The following is a 16,341-nucleotide window of genomic DNA, read 5'->3' as shown; positions in this document are numbered from 1 at the left end:
CGTCGTAGGCAGTTCATGGCTGCCGTTTAAGTTTCGTAGTAAACAACCGGCCCGCCCGGGGGAGTCCCGCTCGAAAGAGTGAGGCACGAACCATATGAGCAGGGCGGACCGCTGAAAGGATTTCATCACCGTGCTCCGTACTCATGACGCCGGTTCCCTCAACGCCTCGCTGGTGGGGCAGACCGTAACGCTCGCAGGTTGGGTTGCTCGTCGCCGTGACCACGGCGGTGTCGCTTTCCTCGATTTGCGTGACGCCTCGGGCATCGCGCAGGTCGTGGTTCACGATGAGGCAACGTTCTCCCCGTTGCGTAACGAGTTCGTCGTCAAGGTCACGGGTGAGGTCAAGGCGCGCCCAGAGGGTTCGGAGAACCCGAACCTCGCATCGGGTGAGATCGAAGTTCACGCCGACAGCCTCGAGGTCCTGAACTCCGCTGCTGCGTTGCCTTTCCAGGTTGACGAGCACGTCGAGGTCGGTGAAGAGACCCGTCTCCAGTACCGTTACCTCGACCTGCGCCGTCCAAAGCCAGCCGCAAACCTGCGTCTGCGTTCCGAGGCCAACAAGGCCGCGCGTCGTGTGCTTGAAGAACGCAACTTCCTCGAGGTCGAGACCCCGACGATGACGCGTTCGACCCCTGAAGGTGCACGCGACTTCATCGTTCCTGCACGTCTTGCACCAGGCAAGTGGTACGCGTTGCCGCAGTCGCCACAGCTGTTCAAGCAGCTTCTGCAGGTCGGTGGCGTCGAGCGTTACTACCAGCTTGCTCGCTGCTACCGAGACGAAGACTTCCGCGCAGACCGCCAGCCAGAGTTCACGCAGCTCGACATTGAGGCGTCCTTCGTTGATCAGGAAGACATTATCGCTTTGGGTGAAGCGATCGTAAAGGAACTGTGGAAGCTCATCGGCGTTGAGATCGAGACGCCGATCCGCCGCATGACCTATCAGGAAGCGATGACCAAGTACGGCTCCGATAAGCCGGACCTGCGTTTTGATAACCCGATCACCGAGCTCAAGGAGTTCTTCAAGGACACCGAGTTCCGCGTGTTCCAGCAGGAATACGTCGGGGCCGTGGTGATGCCGGGTGGCGCATCTCAGCCTCGCCGTCAGCTCGATGGCTGGCAAGAATGGGCCAAGCAGCACGGCGGTAAGGGCCTCGCTTACGTCCTCGTCCAGGAGGACGGCGAGCTGACCGGCCCTGTGGCTAAGAACCTGACCGACTTCGAGCGCGAGAACCTCGCCGAAACCGTGGGAGCAAAGCCTGGCGACTGCATCTTCTTCGGTGCAGGCCCAACCAACTCGACCCGCCAGTTGCTGGGTCAGGCCCGCGTCGAGATCGCTCACCGTACCGGCATGATCAAGGACGGCGACTGGGCTTTCGTTTGGGTCGTCGACGCACCTATGTTCATGTCCACCGCTGAAGCTGTCGCCGACGGCGATGTTGCGGTTGGCGACGGTAAGTGGACTGCAGTGCACCACGCGTTCACGGCGCCTAAGCCGGAGTTCCTCGACACGTTCGACACCGATCCGGGTTCCGCACTGACCAACGCTTACGACATCGTATGCAACGGTAACGAAATCGGTGGCGGTTCGATCCGTATCCACCGCCGCGACGTTCAGGAACGCGTGTTCAAGGTCATGGGTGTTGACGAGAAGACCCAGCAGGAACAGTTCGGCTTCCTGCTTGAAGGCTTCAAGTACGGCGCGCCTCCACACGGCGGTATCGCGTTCGGTTGGGACCGCGTGGTCTCGCTTCTGGCGGGGGAGACCTCGATCCGCGAGGTTATCGCCTTCCCTAAGACAGGTGGCGGTTTCGATCCTCTCACCGCTGCTCCAGCAGAGATCACGCCGCAGCAACGTAAAGAAGCCGGCGTTGACGCCAAGCCTGCCGAGCAGAAGAAAGACGGCGCTGCAAAGTAGGAATCCTGCTCAAGGATGAATACGGCGGAAGGGATGCGAGTTCTAGGCTCGCATCCCTTCCGCATTTAATTCCACATTTAAAGTTCGGGGTTTCTATAGCGCGAGTTCGGCCGAGTCAATGATCAAGGTAACCGGCCCGTCGTTGGTCAGCTGAATATCCATTTCGGCGCCGAACACACCTGTGCCGACGTCCAGCCCGAACCCACGCAAGGTTGCGGCGACCTCCTCATAGAGATCAACTGCGGCTTCTGGCCGAGCGGCCTTCGACCACGACGGACGCCGACCCTTCCGCACATCGCCGTACAGCGTGAAATTGCTGACCAGGATGACCGGCGCTTGAGCGCTCACAACCGACTTCTCGTCATCGAGGATCCGAAGGTGAGCGATCTTCGAGGCGACAGCGGCGGCCTCGGCGTGCCCATCGTCGACGGCCACGCCAAGCAACACCAAGAGGCCCTGGCCTTCAAAGCCAGAGACGACTTCGCCGTCAACCTCAACACTCGCGTTCTTCACCCGCTGCACAACCGCGCGCATATCCAACCTTTCAACGTCCAGCAGAGTCTGAGCTCAAGCTTAACGGGGAAGCGGGGAAGATCGGTGTTGCCGGCTAGGCTTGTGTAGCGATGGATCTTTTTTCTTCTGCACAGGATGACGACAGCGAAAGCCAGGTGCGCGAGGACGACCGTCCGCGCCCGCGCCCGCCGTTGGCTGTGCGGATGCGCCCCAAGACCATCGACGAAGTTGCTGGGCAACAGCACCTCCTCGGCTCCGGGTCTCCACTGCGGCAGCTCGCCGAAAGCGACGGGGGAGGACCAGCCGGCCTGAGCTCACTGATCCTGTATGGGCCTCCCGGCGTCGGCAAAACCACGCTCGCGCACGTGATCGCTAACGGCCCGCATCGAACTTTCGTGGAGCTTTCGGCAATCTCCGCCGGCGTCAAAGACGTACGGCAGGTTATGGAACAGGCTCGCACGGACCGCTCGATGCGCGGCACCACAACCGTGCTGTTCCTCGATGAGATCCACAGATTCAACAAGGCCCAGCAAGATGCACTGCTTCCGGGTGTTGAGAACGGCTGGGTCGTTTTGGTGGCTGCGACCACCGAGAACCCATCGTTCTCGGTTATCTCGCCTTTGCTTTCGCGTTCGCTACTGCTCAAGCTCAAACCGCTTGAGCGCGAGGATGTCCGTGGCCTGCTTGCGCGGGCGCTGGAGTCCCCGCGCGGACTCGGTAACTCCGTTGAGGTTCCCGATGACGTCATGGACCAGCTCATCGATTTATCGGGCGGTGACGCGCGCCGAGCTCTCACGAGTCTCGAAGCGGCTGCCGCAGTCGCTTTGGAACGGGCACGGCACGAAGCGCAGGAATCCGACGACGAAGCGACCCCGCCTGTTGTGACGCGTGAAGATGCGGAACGAGCAGTCGACACTGCGCTCCGCCGATACGACAAGCAAGGCGATAACCACTACGACACCGCGAGCGCCCTTATCAAATCGATCCGCGGATCTGACGTCGATGCGGCCCTTCATTATGCTGCAGTCATGATGGAGGCGGGGGAGGACCCGCGCTTCCTCGCCCGCCGGCTCGTGATCTCTGCCTCGGAAGACATCGGGATGGCCGATCCAACCGCGCTACAGACCGCGGTGGCAGCAGCGCAAGCCGTGCAGCTCATCGGCATGCCGGAGGCCCGTATCGTGCTAGCGCAAGCTGTGGTCCACCTCGCAAGCGCACCGAAATCAAACGCCGCCTACGTCGCGATCGACAAGGCGATCGCCGATGTGCGCGCGGGTAGGGGCAACGGTGTCCCGGCGCACTTGCGGGACGCTCACTACGCAGGCGCGAAAGCGCTCGGCCACGGCAAGGGATACGTTTACCCGCACGATCACGAGCTCGGCGTAGTTGCGCAACAGTACGCGCCGGACGACCTGCAGGGCGTCGACTACTACCAGCCCACCCAACACGGCTTCGAGCGGACGATCTCGCAACGAATCGAATCACTTCGTTCAATCCTGCGGAAGAACTAACCGACAACGCGGCAAAAGTTTTGTCTGATACGCGGTCTTGCCTTATACGCGTCTCTGTTCTGATACGCCCCCCTTTCTGATAAACTAGACCGTTGGCTGGCAAGCCCCCACCTAGATATCCTTAACAGGGTTATCGCTGTGCGGCCTGAGCAGGTTGCACTGAATGTGAGCGGGTTGCAGATATGAGGAAGCGGGTTCCCTCAACTCTCCACGTTCCGGAGGCCAGAACCATGAGCTCGCAGACATACGAAAGAGGACACATTCGTGGCCAATAATCGTCAACGCAACACCGTGCGTTTGTCCCGTGCTCTCGGCATCGCTCTGACGCCGAAGGCAGAAAAGTACATGGAGCGCCGTCCGTACGGCCCAGGTCAGCACGGCCGCGCACGCCGCCGCCAGGACTCTGACTACGCAGTTCGCCTTCGCGAGAAGCAGCGCCTGCGCGCACAGTACGGCATTCGCGAAGCCCAGATGACCCGCGTCTTCGACGAGGCTCGCCGCGAGGCTGGCCTGACCGGTGAGAACCTCATCGAGCTGCTGGAAATGCGCCTCGACGCTTTGGTTCTGCGCGCTGGTTTCGCACGCACCATCCAGCAGGCACGCCAGCTTGTTGTTCACCGTCACATCCTGGTCAACGGCCAGATTGTTGACCGCCCATCCTTCCGCGTGAAGGAAGGCCAGCTCATCCACGTTAAGGAGCGCTCCGAGAAGACCGTTCCATTCCAGATGGCTGCCCAGGGTGAACACGCCGCTGTTCTGCCGGCTGTCCCTGAGTACCTGGACGTCAAGCTGGATCAGCTGCAGGCTAAGCTCGTGCGCCGCCCTAAGCGCGCCGAGGTTCCTGTTCAGTGTGAAGAACAGCTCGTCGTTGAGTACTACGCACGCTAATCTTTAGCAGTCGATGCCGCGGTTCCGTTATCAACGGGACCGCGGCATCGTTCTTTTATACAGGTGCCGCTCCCGACGCTTGGATTCGTGTGCACGGTTCTGTGTGCACGGTTTTGTGAGCAACGTTCGGTAGGCTTGGGAGGCAGGTACGTGTGCACACACTCGAGGAGAGAACATGAGCATTGGTGACATCGCTGGTTTGATCGCTGCAGGATTCTTCGCGATCCTCGTTATCCTTCTGGCTGTTCCAATCATCAAGCTGGGTAAGGTTTTCGACGAGTTGCGGCACTCGGTCAAAGACCTCACGGAAGAAACCACGCCAATTCTGCAGGAAACCGCGACCACTGTTCGCAACGGTAACCAGCAGCTTGAGCGTGTTGATGCGATTACGTCGAACGTTCAGGACGCAACTGCCAACGTCGCGTCTGTGACTTCCTTGACTGCAGCTGTTGTTGGTCGTCCTCTCATCCGCGCCGCATCGTTCACTGCAGGTGTTCGCGCGGCTCTGACCCGTCGTCGCTCCTAACTCTTACTTTCGTCGTTGACCAGGGCGTTTAACTCGCCTGTCCGTGGCCTTTACAGCGTCCTACTCTGACGCGCTGAATATCTTGTGAAGGGTAATTATGAAGAAGCTTTTTTGGCTCACGCTCGGTGTGTCTATCGGCGTGATGGCTAGCCGCCAACTGCAGCGCATCCGCACTCAGGGTGCTCGTTCGAGCGCCGATTCGATCCTCGACCGCACCGCTAACGTCGTCGAGTCCACTATCGCTGCGTTCAAGCAAGGCTCGGCTGAACGCGAAGCGGAGCTCCGTGCGGCACTCGGCGTCGATAAGGCACCTTCTGGTCGCCGCGCCGCACGCTGACCCACCCCCAAACAACTTCAGAGCCGTGTTGAAGACACGGTCCGTTCATTACCGGGCATCCTCGCCCATTCGGAGAATCCAAACCTCATGAAATCTCAGGAAATCGCACAGCGGTGGATCGACTTCTTCGTCAAGCGTGGTCACACGCATGTTCCTAGCGCATCGCTTGTCTCGAGCGATCCGTCGTTGCTGTTCACCGTCGCCGGCATGGTTCCTTTCATCCCGTACCTGACGGCTGTCGAACCTGCGCCGTATCCGCGCGCGGTTTCGGTCCAGAAGTGCATCCGCACTGCCGATATCGAAGAGGTCGGGAAGACGGCCCGCCACGGCACGTTCTTCCAGATGAACGGCAACTTCTCCTTCGGTGACTACTTCAAGGAAGAAGCGATCACGTGGGCGTGGGAATTGCTGACCACGCCGGTTGCCGACGGCGGTTACGGCTTGGATCCGGAACGCTTGTGGGTCACGGTGTACGAAGACGGTGATGACCGGGATGATGAGGCTCGCCACATCTGGGAAGACAAGGTCGGCGTACCGTCCGAGCGCGTCATCGGTACCGGTAAGGCCGATAACTACTGGAACACAGGCCAGCCTGGACCTGGTGGGCCATGCTCTGAGATCTACTACGACCGCGGCCCTGCCTATGGCAAGGAAGGCGGCCCGGCGGTTGATGAGACTCGCTACATCGAGATCTGGAACCTCGTGTTCATGCAGTACCGCCTCTCCGCGGTCCGTTCCAAGACTGACTTCGATGTTGCCGGTGAGCTTCCACAGCGCAACATCGATACGGGCCTCGGTCTTGAACGCCTTGCGATGATCCTCCAGGGCGTTGAGAACATGTACGAGACCGACCAGGTCCGTCCGGTTCTTGACCGTGCCGCTGAGCTTGCGGGTAAGACGTACTCCTCGACTGAGGACCCAGAGAACCCAAGCTATGCAGATGACGTTCGTCTGCGCGTCGTTGCTGACCACGTGCGTTCCGCACTCATGCTCATCAGCGACGGAGTTACGCCGTCCAATGAGGGCCGTGGCTACGTTCTGCGTCGCCTGATTCGCCGTGCTGTGCGTGCGATGCGCCTCATGGGAGTTACCGACCCCGTACTCCCTGAGCTGTTGCCGGTATCGCGTGACGCGATGGTTGGCGTTTATCCTGAGGTCGCTGAGGACTACGAGCGAATCTCCCGCATCGCTTACGCCGAGGAGCGTGCGTTCCGCCGCACGATCGCATCGGGAACCGCCCGCTTGGATGAAGCGATCGCGGAAGCCAAGGGACACGGTGCAAACCTTTCGGGTGAGGACGCGTTCCAGCTGCACGACACGTACGGATTCCCGATCGATCTCACGCTCGAGATCGCGGAAGAAGCAGGCCTGAGCGTTGACACGGAGAAGTTCCGTGCGCTCATGGCCGAACAGCGTGAACGCGCTAAGGCTGACGCTAAGAAGAAGAAGTCCGGCCACTCCGATATCGCGATCTACCACGAGCTAGCCGAACAGGGCACGACGCACTTCACTGGCTACGACGAACTCGTCACAGAGTCCCGCGTTCAGGGCCTGATCCGCGACGGCGTCCGTGTTCCTGTCGCTGAGCAGGGCAGCACGGTTGAGCTGGTTCTGGAAGAGACCCCGTTCTACGCTGAGGCCGGCGGCCAGGCTCCGGATACAGGTTTGATCACGGGCGACGGCTTTGTCCTCGAAGTGACTGACGTTCAGTCGCCGGTCAAGGGCCTTTCCGTTCACACGGTTACTGTCCGCGAAGGTGAGCTCCCAGACAACGCTATCGTGCGTGCCGCTGTCGATGCCGAGCGCCGCCACGCTGGTGAAGAAGCGCACACCGCAACCCACTTGGTGCACGCTGCTCTGCATGAGGTGCTTGGCCCTGAGGCGTTGCAGTCTGGTTCTTTCAACAAGGAAGGCTATCTGCGTTTCGACTTCACGTGGGCTGAGGCGCTCTCGCGCGCAACCCAGTCGGAGATCGAGGAAGTAACCAATAAGGCTATCGATCGCGACTTCGAGGTCGTAACCCGCGTCATGAAGAAGGATGAGGCGCTCGCTTTGGGTGCCACAAGCCTCTTCGGCGAGAAGTACGGCGATACGGTGCGTGTTGTTGAGATCGACGGCGCGTGGTCACGTGAATTCTGCGGTGGCACCCACGTTGCACGCACCGCGAACGTTGGCACGCTGTCTCTGCTGGGTGAGGCGTCCGTCGGCGCGGGCAACCGCCGTGTTGAAGCGCTCGTCGGTATGAATGCTTTCCGCCACAACGTAGCAGAACGTGCCCTGGTTTCCGATTTGACCGAAATGTTGCGTGTTCCTGCAGACCAGTTGCGCGCGCGCATCGATCAGACGGTTCAGCGGCTTCGTGCTGCTGAGAAGGAGATCGAGAAGCTGCGCCGTGAACAGCTTCAGGCCGCATCGGCTGCTTTGGTCGATACTGCCGAGGACGTCGCGGGTGTCCGCCTGATCGCGCACGATGCCGGCGAGGTTGAATCCGCGGAAGACTTGCGTTCGCTCGCGTTGCCTCTGCGTGACCGCTTGGGCTCGGACGCCGCGGTTGTCGCGGTGATCGGCATCGCTAAGGGCAAGCCGATGGTTTTGGTGGCCACGAATGAGGCCGCTCGCTCCGAGGGCGTTAAGGCTGGCCAGCTGGTTCGTTCCGCTGCTAAGACACTTGGCGGCGGTGGCGGCGGTAAGGACGACGTCGCGCAAGGCGGCGGCCAGAATGTGGATGCGATCCCTGAGGCTCTTGCTGGGATCCGCCGCGAGGTTGCCGAACGTGGCTGAACCGTTGTCGCCAGACTCTGACGCCGCTGCCGGGTGCCACGCTTTCGTTGAGCGTGGCACCCGCATCGGGGTCGACGTAGGTAAGGCGCGGGTCGGTGTTGCTAAGTGTGATCCTGACCGTGTCATGGCGACTCCGCTTGAGACGTTGCAGCGGGACAAGAAGCAACGTTCGGATCTGCGCCGTATTGCGGAACTCGCGCACGAATATGACGCCATGTGCGTGTATGTGGGTTTGCCTGTCAACCTAGAGGGGGAGCACACCCCCTCGACTAAGGATGCGCTGCGTTTTGCGCGTCAGCTCGAACGAATGCTTGGCACCGTGCCTGTTCGGCTTTTGGACGAGCGTTTGAGCACGGTCTCGGCGCAACGGCAGCTCCACGAGGCCGGGCGTACTATTAAGTCTTCACGCTCGGTCATCGATCAGGCGGCCGCGGTTGAGATACTTGAGAACGCTCTCGACGCGGAAAGACGACTCGACGTGTGGGCAGGGCAAAGCCTCGCCGAAGCATGCGCGAACTAATCGTTATCTGAGCGCGCGCTGTGTCGAAGCCGTCTGAATGATGTGCTTGAGCGTTGCATTGTCGGGTTCATTGCCTTTTTAGCTAGGCTTTTCGATAAGCTCAAGATGCGTTATGCATTCGTAAGCTATCGCTGACGTAAGGATTTCCAGTGACTCATACTCCTCCGGGGGGCTATCCCTCGCGCCGCGCTCGGCGGCGTGCGGAAGCGGAACGCCCACAAGGCGCCTTCCGTTTCACGGGTGTGGGCCGCCACTGTGAAGTCACTGATGACGTTATCGAGATGCACTTGGCTGCACGGCTTGAGCCGGTCGCGCCCTTGGATACGAACCTTGAAACCCCGCTCGGTGTCGAACTTCCGGAGGACTACGATCCGAAGGATGCTCTCGTATTTGAGCATGAAGTCGACGATGAGGTTGACGTTGCCCCGGGCGGTACCGCGACGCTTGCTGTGATTCCTTCGGCCGGCCCGGTTTCGGTGGACGCCACGGAGCTCGACAATGAGGCCGATGCCGAGTTGGATGACCGGGAATGGTTGTCGCAGGCGGACGCTGAGGCGAGCGAAGCCGAGGCCGAAGGTGAGCACGTAGGCTTCGCTGGTGCTTTGGCCCGACACTTTGAGGATGTTCCTGTGGGTTACCTTCCGGCTGAAGACATTTTTTCTGATTCGGAGGCTGACCTGACTGAACGTCGCCGACGCCGCAAGCGCCGTCGCATCAATTTGGTTGCCTTGGTCCTGGTTTTGGCCCTGGTCGTCGGCGTGGGTAGTTTCTCCCTGAACCGCTTCCTGAACATGCCTGATCCCGATTATGAAGGTAGCGGGACAGGCGAGGTCGCTGTAACGATCGAGGAAGGGTGGTCGACTCGTCAGATCGCCAACCACCTTGAGGAACGTGGCGTCGTCAAGAACGCTTCTACGTTCGTCAAGAAGGCGGGTTCGGGCTCTCCGCGTCCAGTTTTCCACCCAGGTGAGTTCACGCTCCGTAAAGAGATGTCCTCTGACGCAGCGATCAAGATGCTGACAGACCGCGAAGCCGTCACATACTTCGCTCTGCCAGCTAACGTACGGCTCCAGGCCGCGTTGCAAGCGATCGCTAAAGGCACCAACATCCCGGTGAGCAAGCTCGAAGAGTTGTCTGAGCAGCCGAAACGTTTCGGCCTGCCAGAGGAAGCTAAGAACCTTGAGGGATACCTACATCCGGGTGACTATCGCTTCCCGTTGAACACTAAGCCGGAAGAGATCCTGCAGACCTTGGTTGATAAGACCAAGGAAGCCTTGAAGAAGAACGGCGTAACTGATCCTGCTAAGCAGTACCGGACCTTGAAGATCGCGTCCATCATTGCTGGTGAAGCACCACGTGATGATTACCCGCACGTCGCTGGGATCATCGAGAACCGCTTGCACAAGGACAACCGCGAGACGGGCGGCTTCCTCCAGCTTGACTCGACGGTCACGTATGGCCTCGGCAAGACGACGGCACATTTGACTCAGTCTGAGCTCGATGACAAGAAGAACCTGTACAACACGTATAAACATCAGGGTTTGCCGCCTACGCCGATCGGCTCGCCTGGCCCTGTCGCGATTGCTGGTGCCGCGAAGCCGGATCCGAGCGGTGACTATTACTGGGTCACGGTCAACCTGACCACGGGTGAAACGAAGTATTCGGATAACCTGGCTGAGCATGAACGCTACGTACAGGAATACCGCAAGTGGTGTGAAGATCACCCAGACGAGTGCAATGCCTGACGCGAGTGCAATGCCTGACGCGCGTGCTTCAGTCCGTGCCGCGGTGATCGGCGATCCTATCGATCATTCGCGTTCCCCTGATCTGCACAATGCTATTGCGCAGCTTCGCAATGAGAAGATTCACAACGCGCAGGCCGCCAACCATGTCAACCTTGATTACACGCGGGTGCAAGCCCAACCTCGTGATGCGTCTCGTTTAGCGTCGATGTTACGTAACGAGCCGGGGTGGGTCGGCTTGTCGGTCACGATGCCGATGAAGAAGGCCATGGTTCCGTTCATGGATTCGGTTTCGGACCGGGTCGCTTTGACTGGAGCGTTGAATACCGTTTCGGTTCGTCGTGGGCCCGATGGTGCGGTTGCCTTGGTGGGGGACAACACGGATGTCGATGGGATCCAGCAGGCCTTGGTGCGCGCGGGCTTTGAGCCGGGGCGGCTCATGCATGAGCCTGTCGTCATCTTGGGCGGTGGCGGCACGAGTGTCGCTGCGGTTGCCGCGGTCATGGAATGGGGAGCCAGCCGCGTCATAGTTGCCGTCCGTGATCCGCACAAAGCTCGCGCTGAGATGGCGAATGTACTCGAGACTTTCGGACCCCGGCTCGAACTCTGTGAGTTGAGTTCTCTCGCTGACACTCACATCAAGCCTGCCGTCATGATCTCCACTTTGCCGGCCCCGGGCATCGAACAGTGGGGGCACCTAGCCGTGCATCTTGCTTCACCAAACGCATTCCTGCTCGACGTCGCGTATGCGGGCTGGCCATCTGAGTTGGCACAACTGTGGCGTGACCAAGGTGGGGTAGCTATCCACGGCCTAGCGATGCTGGTTCACCAAGCCGTGGAGCAGGGGCGCCGTTTCATCGGATTTGAGCCGGACGAGGCGTCGTTGGCAACGCTTTGTGACGTAGTGGGAATCACATCAGACGGTACGAACACGGTGGTTGTGGGATGATGGCACAATGTTGCGTTGGCTTACAGCAGGTGAATCCCACGGTAAAGCTCTGGTTGGCATCCTTGAAGGTCTGCCGGCCGGTGTAGAGATCACGACGCCTGAGATTCAGGCGGCGCTAGCTCGCAGGCGGCTGGGTTATGGCCGTGGTGCTCGGATGAAGTTCGAGCAAGATGAGGTCACGATGCTGGGTGGAGTCCGCCACGGCGTAACGATGGGCGGGCCGGTTGCTATCGAGGTCGGCAACACTGAGTGGCCTAAGTGGCAGGATGTCATGAACCCGGATCCGGTGGATCCTTCGGTTTTGGAGGGCAAGGCGCGTAATGCTGCGCTGACTCGGCCTCGCCCGGGTCACGCTGACCTGGCGGGTATGCAGAAGTACGGTTACGACGAGGCTCGCCCGGCTCTCGAGCGTGCGAGCGCTCGCGAGACCGCGACGCGTGTGGCTTTGGGTGCCGTGGCGTCGAAGTTTTTGGAAAGCCTCGGCATCGAACTCGTGTCACACACGACTGCAATCGGTACCGTTGCGTCGCCAGCCGACGCTCCGCTTCCCTCCAAGGCCGACGTCGAGTCGCTAGATGCTGATCCGTTGCGTTGTTTCGATGCTGAGACCTCGAAGCTCATGGTCGCTGAGGTTGATGACGCGCACTCTGAGGGCGAAACTCTCGGTGGCGTGGTTGAGGTCATCGCGACCGGTTGCCCGGTAGGTCTTGGTTCGTTTGTTCACTGGGATCGCCGTCTTGACGCGCGTCTTGCGGGTGCGCTCATGGGTATTCAGGCGATCAAGGGTGTCGAAGTGGGTGACGGTTTCGAGACCGCGCGCCGCCGCGGCTCCCAGGCCCACGACGAGATCGCACTTGACGAGGATGGCCACGCGGTGCGTTCGAGCAACCGTGCGGGCGGTATCGAAGGCGGCATGACCAACGGTGAGCCTGTGCGGGTTCGTGCCGCTATGAAGCCGATCGCGACGGTTCCACGTGCGCTCAGCACGATCAACGTTGCAACGGGCGAGCCGGCGAAGGCGCATCACCAGCGTTCGGATGTGTGCGCGGTTCCGGCCGCTGGCGTTGTTGCTGAAGCGATGGTTGCTTTGGTCCTTGCTGACGCGGTTCTTGAGAAGTTTGGTGGCGACTCTGTCGAAGAGATTCGCACGAATATCGCTAACTATCGTCAGGCCGCCGACGATCTTGCAGCCAGGGCCACCGACCAAGAATAAATCTTCAACTATGACCGAGACCAATGATTCGCGCCAGCCTCTCCCGAAGGGTGGCCCCCGAGCTTTTCATATTGTCCTGATTGGGCCGATGTGTTCAGGGAAGTCCGCGGTCGCGCGCGAGCTGTCCCTGCTTTCGGGCCAGCCATGGACTGATCTGGACGCCGAGTTCGTCTCGGAGCACGGACCCATTCCCGCGTTCATTGAACAACATGGCTTTGAGGCATTTCGCGAAGCCGAATCAGTCATTTTCGAGCGTGCTCTCAGTCAAAGTGAGCCTAAGATCATTGCGACCGGCGGGGGAGTAGTGCTTGCGGAAGCAAACCGTGCCGTCCTCACCGATCAGGTAGCGTTCTGGCTAGACGTTTCGCCTCAGGCGGTCGCAGCCCGTATGCGTGGCGGAGCCAACCGGCCTCTGCTCGCGGGCGACGATCCACTCGAAACCTGGCAGTCGATTAGGGCTGAGCGCACACCACTGTATCGAGAGTGTGGCATTGGTCCCATCGACACCTCGGCGTCGAGCCCCCGCGAAGTAGCGCGCGCCTTGCAAGGTATGCTCGATGCCGCGTCAACCACGGATCCTGTATCCGTCACAGAACCCTAAATCTTTCAGAGCACCCCAGAGGAGTACACAGCCATGACTGACCGCGTGAGTACCGTCCGCGTCGACCACACTGATGGTTCTGGCTACGATGTGGTGATCGGCCGCGGCTTGCTGAACCGTTTGCGCCCAATGCTGGGTGAGAAGGTTCAGAAGGTCCTCATCATTCACCCGCGTGCGTTGCGCGCTACGGGTGAAGCCGTGCGTGAGTTCTTGCTTCAGGAAAACGTTGAAGCGCTTTCAGCCGAGATTCCCGATGCGGAAGAAGGCAAGCGTATTGAGGTCGCGTCGTTCTGCTGGCAGGTCATGGGTCAGGCTGACTTTACGCGTACCGACGCCGTCGTTTCCGTGGGCGGTGGCGCTGTAACCGACCTTGCAGGCTTTGTTGCCGCGACGTGGTTGCGTGGCGTGCGGATTGTGCACATCCCGACAACGTACTTGGGCATGGTCGACGCCGCGGTGGGCGGCAAAACGGGCATCAACACCGCTGAGGGCAAGAACCTTGTGGGTGCGTTCCATCCGCCAGCGGGCGTTCTTGCAGACCTCGATGCTCTCCAGAGCCTGCCACAGAATGAGCTAGTGACCGGTATGGCTGAGACCGTCAAGTCCGGTTTCATTGCAGACCCACAGATCCTGGATCTCATTCAGGAGAACGTGGAGGAGGCGACTGACCCGTCGAGTGATCGCTTGTTCGAACTCGTTGAGCGCACGATCAAGGTCAAGGCCGACATCGTGTCTTCCGACCTCAAAGAATCTGGTCGCCGAGAATTCCTGAATTATGGCCACACTCTGGGGCATGCGATCGAGCACGCCGAACGCTATCACTGGCGCCACGGAGCCGCGGTTTCGGTGGGTCTCGTGTTTGCTGCGGAGCTTGGCCGGCTCGTCGGTCGACTCGACGATCCAACCGCCGACCGGCACCGTGAAATCCTCACTGCCTTGGGGTTGCCTGTAAACTACCGTGGAGACCGCTGGCAAAGCTTGCTTGAAACGATGCGGCGCGATAAGAAGGCGCGCGGCCGCTTGTTGCGCTTTGTCGTATTGGACGGTTTGGCGCGCCCGGGCGTCCTTGAAGGTCCCGAGGATCATCTACTCTTTACAGCATTCCAGGAGGTTGCTGCGTGACGAAGACGGAAAGCATTAGCACGGGTATCCCGGGTGTTGAGTTCCGCCTCCCCGACTTGCGGCCCATCGTTGTGAATGAAGAGCTCGCTAACCAGACCGCACAGTCGGGTGAAGCGGGCGACCGGGTGGTTGCTTTGATCGCGCAGGGCCGGCTTGCTGCCGCATCTGAACTTGTGGCCGATGCGCGGCTCATGGATCCCGCGAACATCCGCTTGCGGCTCCTTGACACTGAAGTGTCTCGCTGGAGCGGCGATCCGGAACGCGCGATCTACCGGCTTCAACAGCTCAGGAAAGAGTTTGATGGCACTGCGGACGAGGTCGATATCGTTCAGAACCTCGGTGCGTGCTTCTACAGTGTCGGCGACATGCTCGCGGCAGCATCCCGCTATAAGGCGGCGCTCGAGGGGCGGAAACAGTTCAACTTTTCCGAGGTTTTGCTCAAGGCTTCCCGCGCTGCGTACGAAGCCGTTCTCGAGGAAGTCAACGGCCCCTCTGAGGAGATTCAGGTTTCAGTTCTGACTGACGCTTCCAACGCATAGGGCCATATCCAACGCATATGCGGATACACGCGTAAACTAGGCGTGAGCGTTTCGCGACATGAACCATGAATCGCGACTAGATCACTATTTACTTCGGTAACTATTTTGAAGGAGCCATCGTGGCAACCAGCAACGACATCAAGAACGGCAGCGTTCTTCGCATCGACGGCCAGCTGTGGAGCGTCGTTGAATTCCAGCACGTCAAGCCAGGTAAGGGTGGCGCGTTCGTGCGCACCAAGCTGCGCAACGTCGTATCCGGCAAGACCGTAGACAAGACGTACAACGCTGGTGCCAAGGTTGAGATGGCTACCGTTGACCGCCGTGACTTCCAGTACCTGTACCAGGACGGCGCTGACTACGTGTTCATGGACCTCGAGGATTACGATCAGCTGACCGTTCCTGGCGAGACCGTCGGCGATGCCGCTAACTTCCTCCTCGAGAACCAGAACGTTCAGATTGCGCTCAACGACGGCCAGGTTTTGTACATCGAACTTCCGGCTTCGGTAACCCTGGAAATCACCTACACCGAGCCAGGCCTGCAGGGTGACCGCTCGAACGCCGGCACCAAGCCAGCCAAGTTGGAGACCGGCCACGAAATCCAGGTTCCGCTCTTCGTCGAGCAGAACACCAAGGTCAAGGTCGACACCCGCACCGGCGAATACCTGGGCCGCGTAACAGAGTGACCAAGCAAGGGGAGAGCACCCGCTCGAAAGCTCGCCGCCGCGCACTCGAAGTACTCTTCGAGGCGGATCAGCGGGCCGTCGATGCGGCTGAAGTGTTGCAGCGCCGAGACGAAGACGGTGCTGCGGTTAATCCGTACACCCGTGAAGTGGTCGGCGGTGTCAGCACGCACGCTACCCAGCTCGATGAGATCCTGACGACCTACGCGCAGGGTTGGACTCTCGACCGTATGCCAGCGGTGGACCGAGCCGCGTTGCGGATCGGTTTGTGGGAGCTTTTGTTCAACGATGAGATCCCGGACGCGGTAGCCGTCGACGAGGCGGTGCGGCTTGTACGCGAAATGTCCACGCCTGAATCACCGGATTTCGTCAACGGCTTGCTGGGTCGCTTGCAGCGCATCAAGCCGACGCTGATTCTCTAACGGTGCGGTCAGACTAGATCCACCATGCATTCGATGGGGTGCCCGCTTAAGCCGGGTGCCCCATCGGCGTTTAATCAACGCA

The 16,341-nt window shown here is 60.1% G+C and carries 16 protein-coding genes; 15 read left to right on the top strand and 1 reads right to left on the bottom strand.

The genetic code is table 11. The annotated features are described in order from the left end of the window. Positions 1 to 130 precede the first annotated feature (130 nt). On the top strand, positions 131 to 1,915 hold the full coding sequence (gene aspS, locus CAY35_RS01375) for an aspartate--tRNA ligase (protein ID WP_109302998.1): 1,785 nt from the start codon (positions 131 to 133) through the stop codon (positions 1,913 to 1,915). A gap of 93 nt (positions 1,916 to 2,008) precedes the next feature. Here aspS and dtd read toward each other — a convergent pair whose 3' ends face one another. Continuing rightward, on the bottom strand, positions 2,009 to 2,449 hold the full coding sequence (gene dtd, locus CAY35_RS01370) for a D-aminoacyl-tRNA deacylase (RefSeq protein ID WP_109302997.1): 441 nt from the start codon (positions 2,447 to 2,449) through the stop codon (positions 2,009 to 2,011). A gap of 89 nt (positions 2,450 to 2,538) precedes the next feature. Between dtd and CAY35_RS01365 the strand changes: the two genes are divergently transcribed. The 14 genes from CAY35_RS01365 (at position 2,539) to nusB (ending at position 16,259) form a co-directional block, all read left to right on the top strand. Continuing rightward, positions 2,539 to 3,939 carry a replication-associated recombination protein A gene (locus CAY35_RS01365; protein WP_109302996.1) on the top strand — a complete coding sequence of 467 codons (1,401 nt, stop codon included), beginning with the start codon at positions 2,539 to 2,541 and terminating at the stop codon, positions 3,937 to 3,939. Between the two features lie 264 nt (positions 3,940 to 4,203). Continuing rightward, positions 4,204 to 4,827, top strand: a complete 624-nt coding sequence (gene rpsD, locus CAY35_RS01360) for a 30S ribosomal protein S4 (RefSeq protein WP_035755153.1) — start codon at positions 4,204 to 4,206, stop codon at positions 4,825 to 4,827. A 175-nt stretch (positions 4,828 to 5,002) separates the two neighbouring features. After that, positions 5,003 to 5,353, top strand: coding sequence for a DUF948 domain-containing protein (locus tag CAY35_RS01355; protein WP_101629360.1), 351 nt, complete (start codon positions 5,003 to 5,005; stop codon positions 5,351 to 5,353). A 97-nt stretch (positions 5,354 to 5,450) separates the two neighbouring features. Then, positions 5,451 to 5,690 carry a hypothetical protein gene (locus CAY35_RS01350; protein WP_109302995.1) on the top strand — a complete coding sequence of 80 codons (240 nt, stop codon included), beginning with the start codon at positions 5,451 to 5,453 and terminating at the stop codon, positions 5,688 to 5,690. An 87-nt stretch (positions 5,691 to 5,777) separates the two neighbouring features. Next, complete coding sequence (alaS, locus tag CAY35_RS01345; RefSeq protein WP_109302994.1) at positions 5,778 to 8,471, top strand: alanine--tRNA ligase; 2,694 nt, start codon at positions 5,778 to 5,780, stop codon at positions 8,469 to 8,471. Then, positions 8,464 to 8,991, top strand: a complete 528-nt coding sequence (gene ruvX / locus CAY35_RS01340; protein WP_258265568.1) for a Holliday junction resolvase RuvX — start codon at positions 8,464 to 8,466, stop codon at positions 8,989 to 8,991. The genes alaS and ruvX overlap by 8 nt, the downstream gene beginning before the upstream one ends. Before the next feature lie 149 nt (positions 8,992 to 9,140). Beyond that, the gene (mltG, locus tag CAY35_RS01335) at positions 9,141 to 10,736 is read left to right on the top strand and encodes an endolytic transglycosylase MltG (RefSeq protein ID WP_109302992.1); all 1,596 of its coding nucleotides are present in this window, start codon (positions 9,141 to 9,143) and stop codon (positions 10,734 to 10,736) included. Continuing rightward, positions 10,705 to 11,682, top strand: a complete 978-nt coding sequence (locus tag CAY35_RS01330; RefSeq protein ID WP_219930429.1) for a shikimate dehydrogenase family protein — start codon at positions 10,705 to 10,707, stop codon at positions 11,680 to 11,682. Before mltG ends, CAY35_RS01330 begins: the two co-directional genes overlap by 32 nt. Positions 11,683 to 11,689: 7 nt before the next feature. Then, positions 11,690 to 12,895, top strand: a complete 1,206-nt coding sequence (gene aroC, locus CAY35_RS01325; RefSeq protein ID WP_109302990.1) for a chorismate synthase — start codon at positions 11,690 to 11,692, stop codon at positions 12,893 to 12,895. A 10-nt stretch (positions 12,896 to 12,905) separates the two neighbouring features. Then, positions 12,906 to 13,496, top strand: a complete 591-nt coding sequence (locus CAY35_RS09695) for a shikimate kinase (protein WP_219930428.1) — start codon at positions 12,906 to 12,908, stop codon at positions 13,494 to 13,496. 33 nt (positions 13,497 to 13,529) lie between these two features. Further along, a complete protein-coding gene (aroB, locus tag CAY35_RS09690; protein ID WP_219930427.1) occupies positions 13,530 to 14,618 on the top strand; it encodes a 3-dehydroquinate synthase in 1,089 nt (362 codons plus the stop codon). Beyond that, entirely contained in the window at positions 14,615 to 15,157 is a 543-nt protein-coding gene (locus tag CAY35_RS01315) for a hypothetical protein (protein ID WP_109302989.1), read from the top strand. The genes aroB and CAY35_RS01315 overlap by 4 nt, the downstream gene beginning before the upstream one ends. A gap of 119 nt (positions 15,158 to 15,276) precedes the next feature. After that, entirely contained in the window at positions 15,277 to 15,840 is a 564-nt protein-coding gene (gene efp / locus CAY35_RS01310) for an elongation factor P (RefSeq protein ID WP_101629352.1), read from the top strand. Continuing rightward, a complete protein-coding gene (gene nusB / locus CAY35_RS01305; protein WP_109302988.1) occupies positions 15,837 to 16,259 on the top strand; it encodes a transcription antitermination factor NusB in 423 nt (140 codons plus the stop codon). The genes efp and nusB overlap by 4 nt, the downstream gene beginning before the upstream one ends. Positions 16,260 to 16,341: the final 82 nt, after the last annotated feature.

Origin of the sequence: Pseudoglutamicibacter cumminsii (assembly GCF_003143995.1) — a bacterium.
In the GTDB taxonomy this organism is placed as follows: Bacteria; Actinomycetota; Actinomycetes; order Actinomycetales; family Micrococcaceae; genus Pseudoglutamicibacter; species Pseudoglutamicibacter cumminsii_B.
This window is presented reverse-complemented; position numbering and strand designations above follow the sequence as displayed.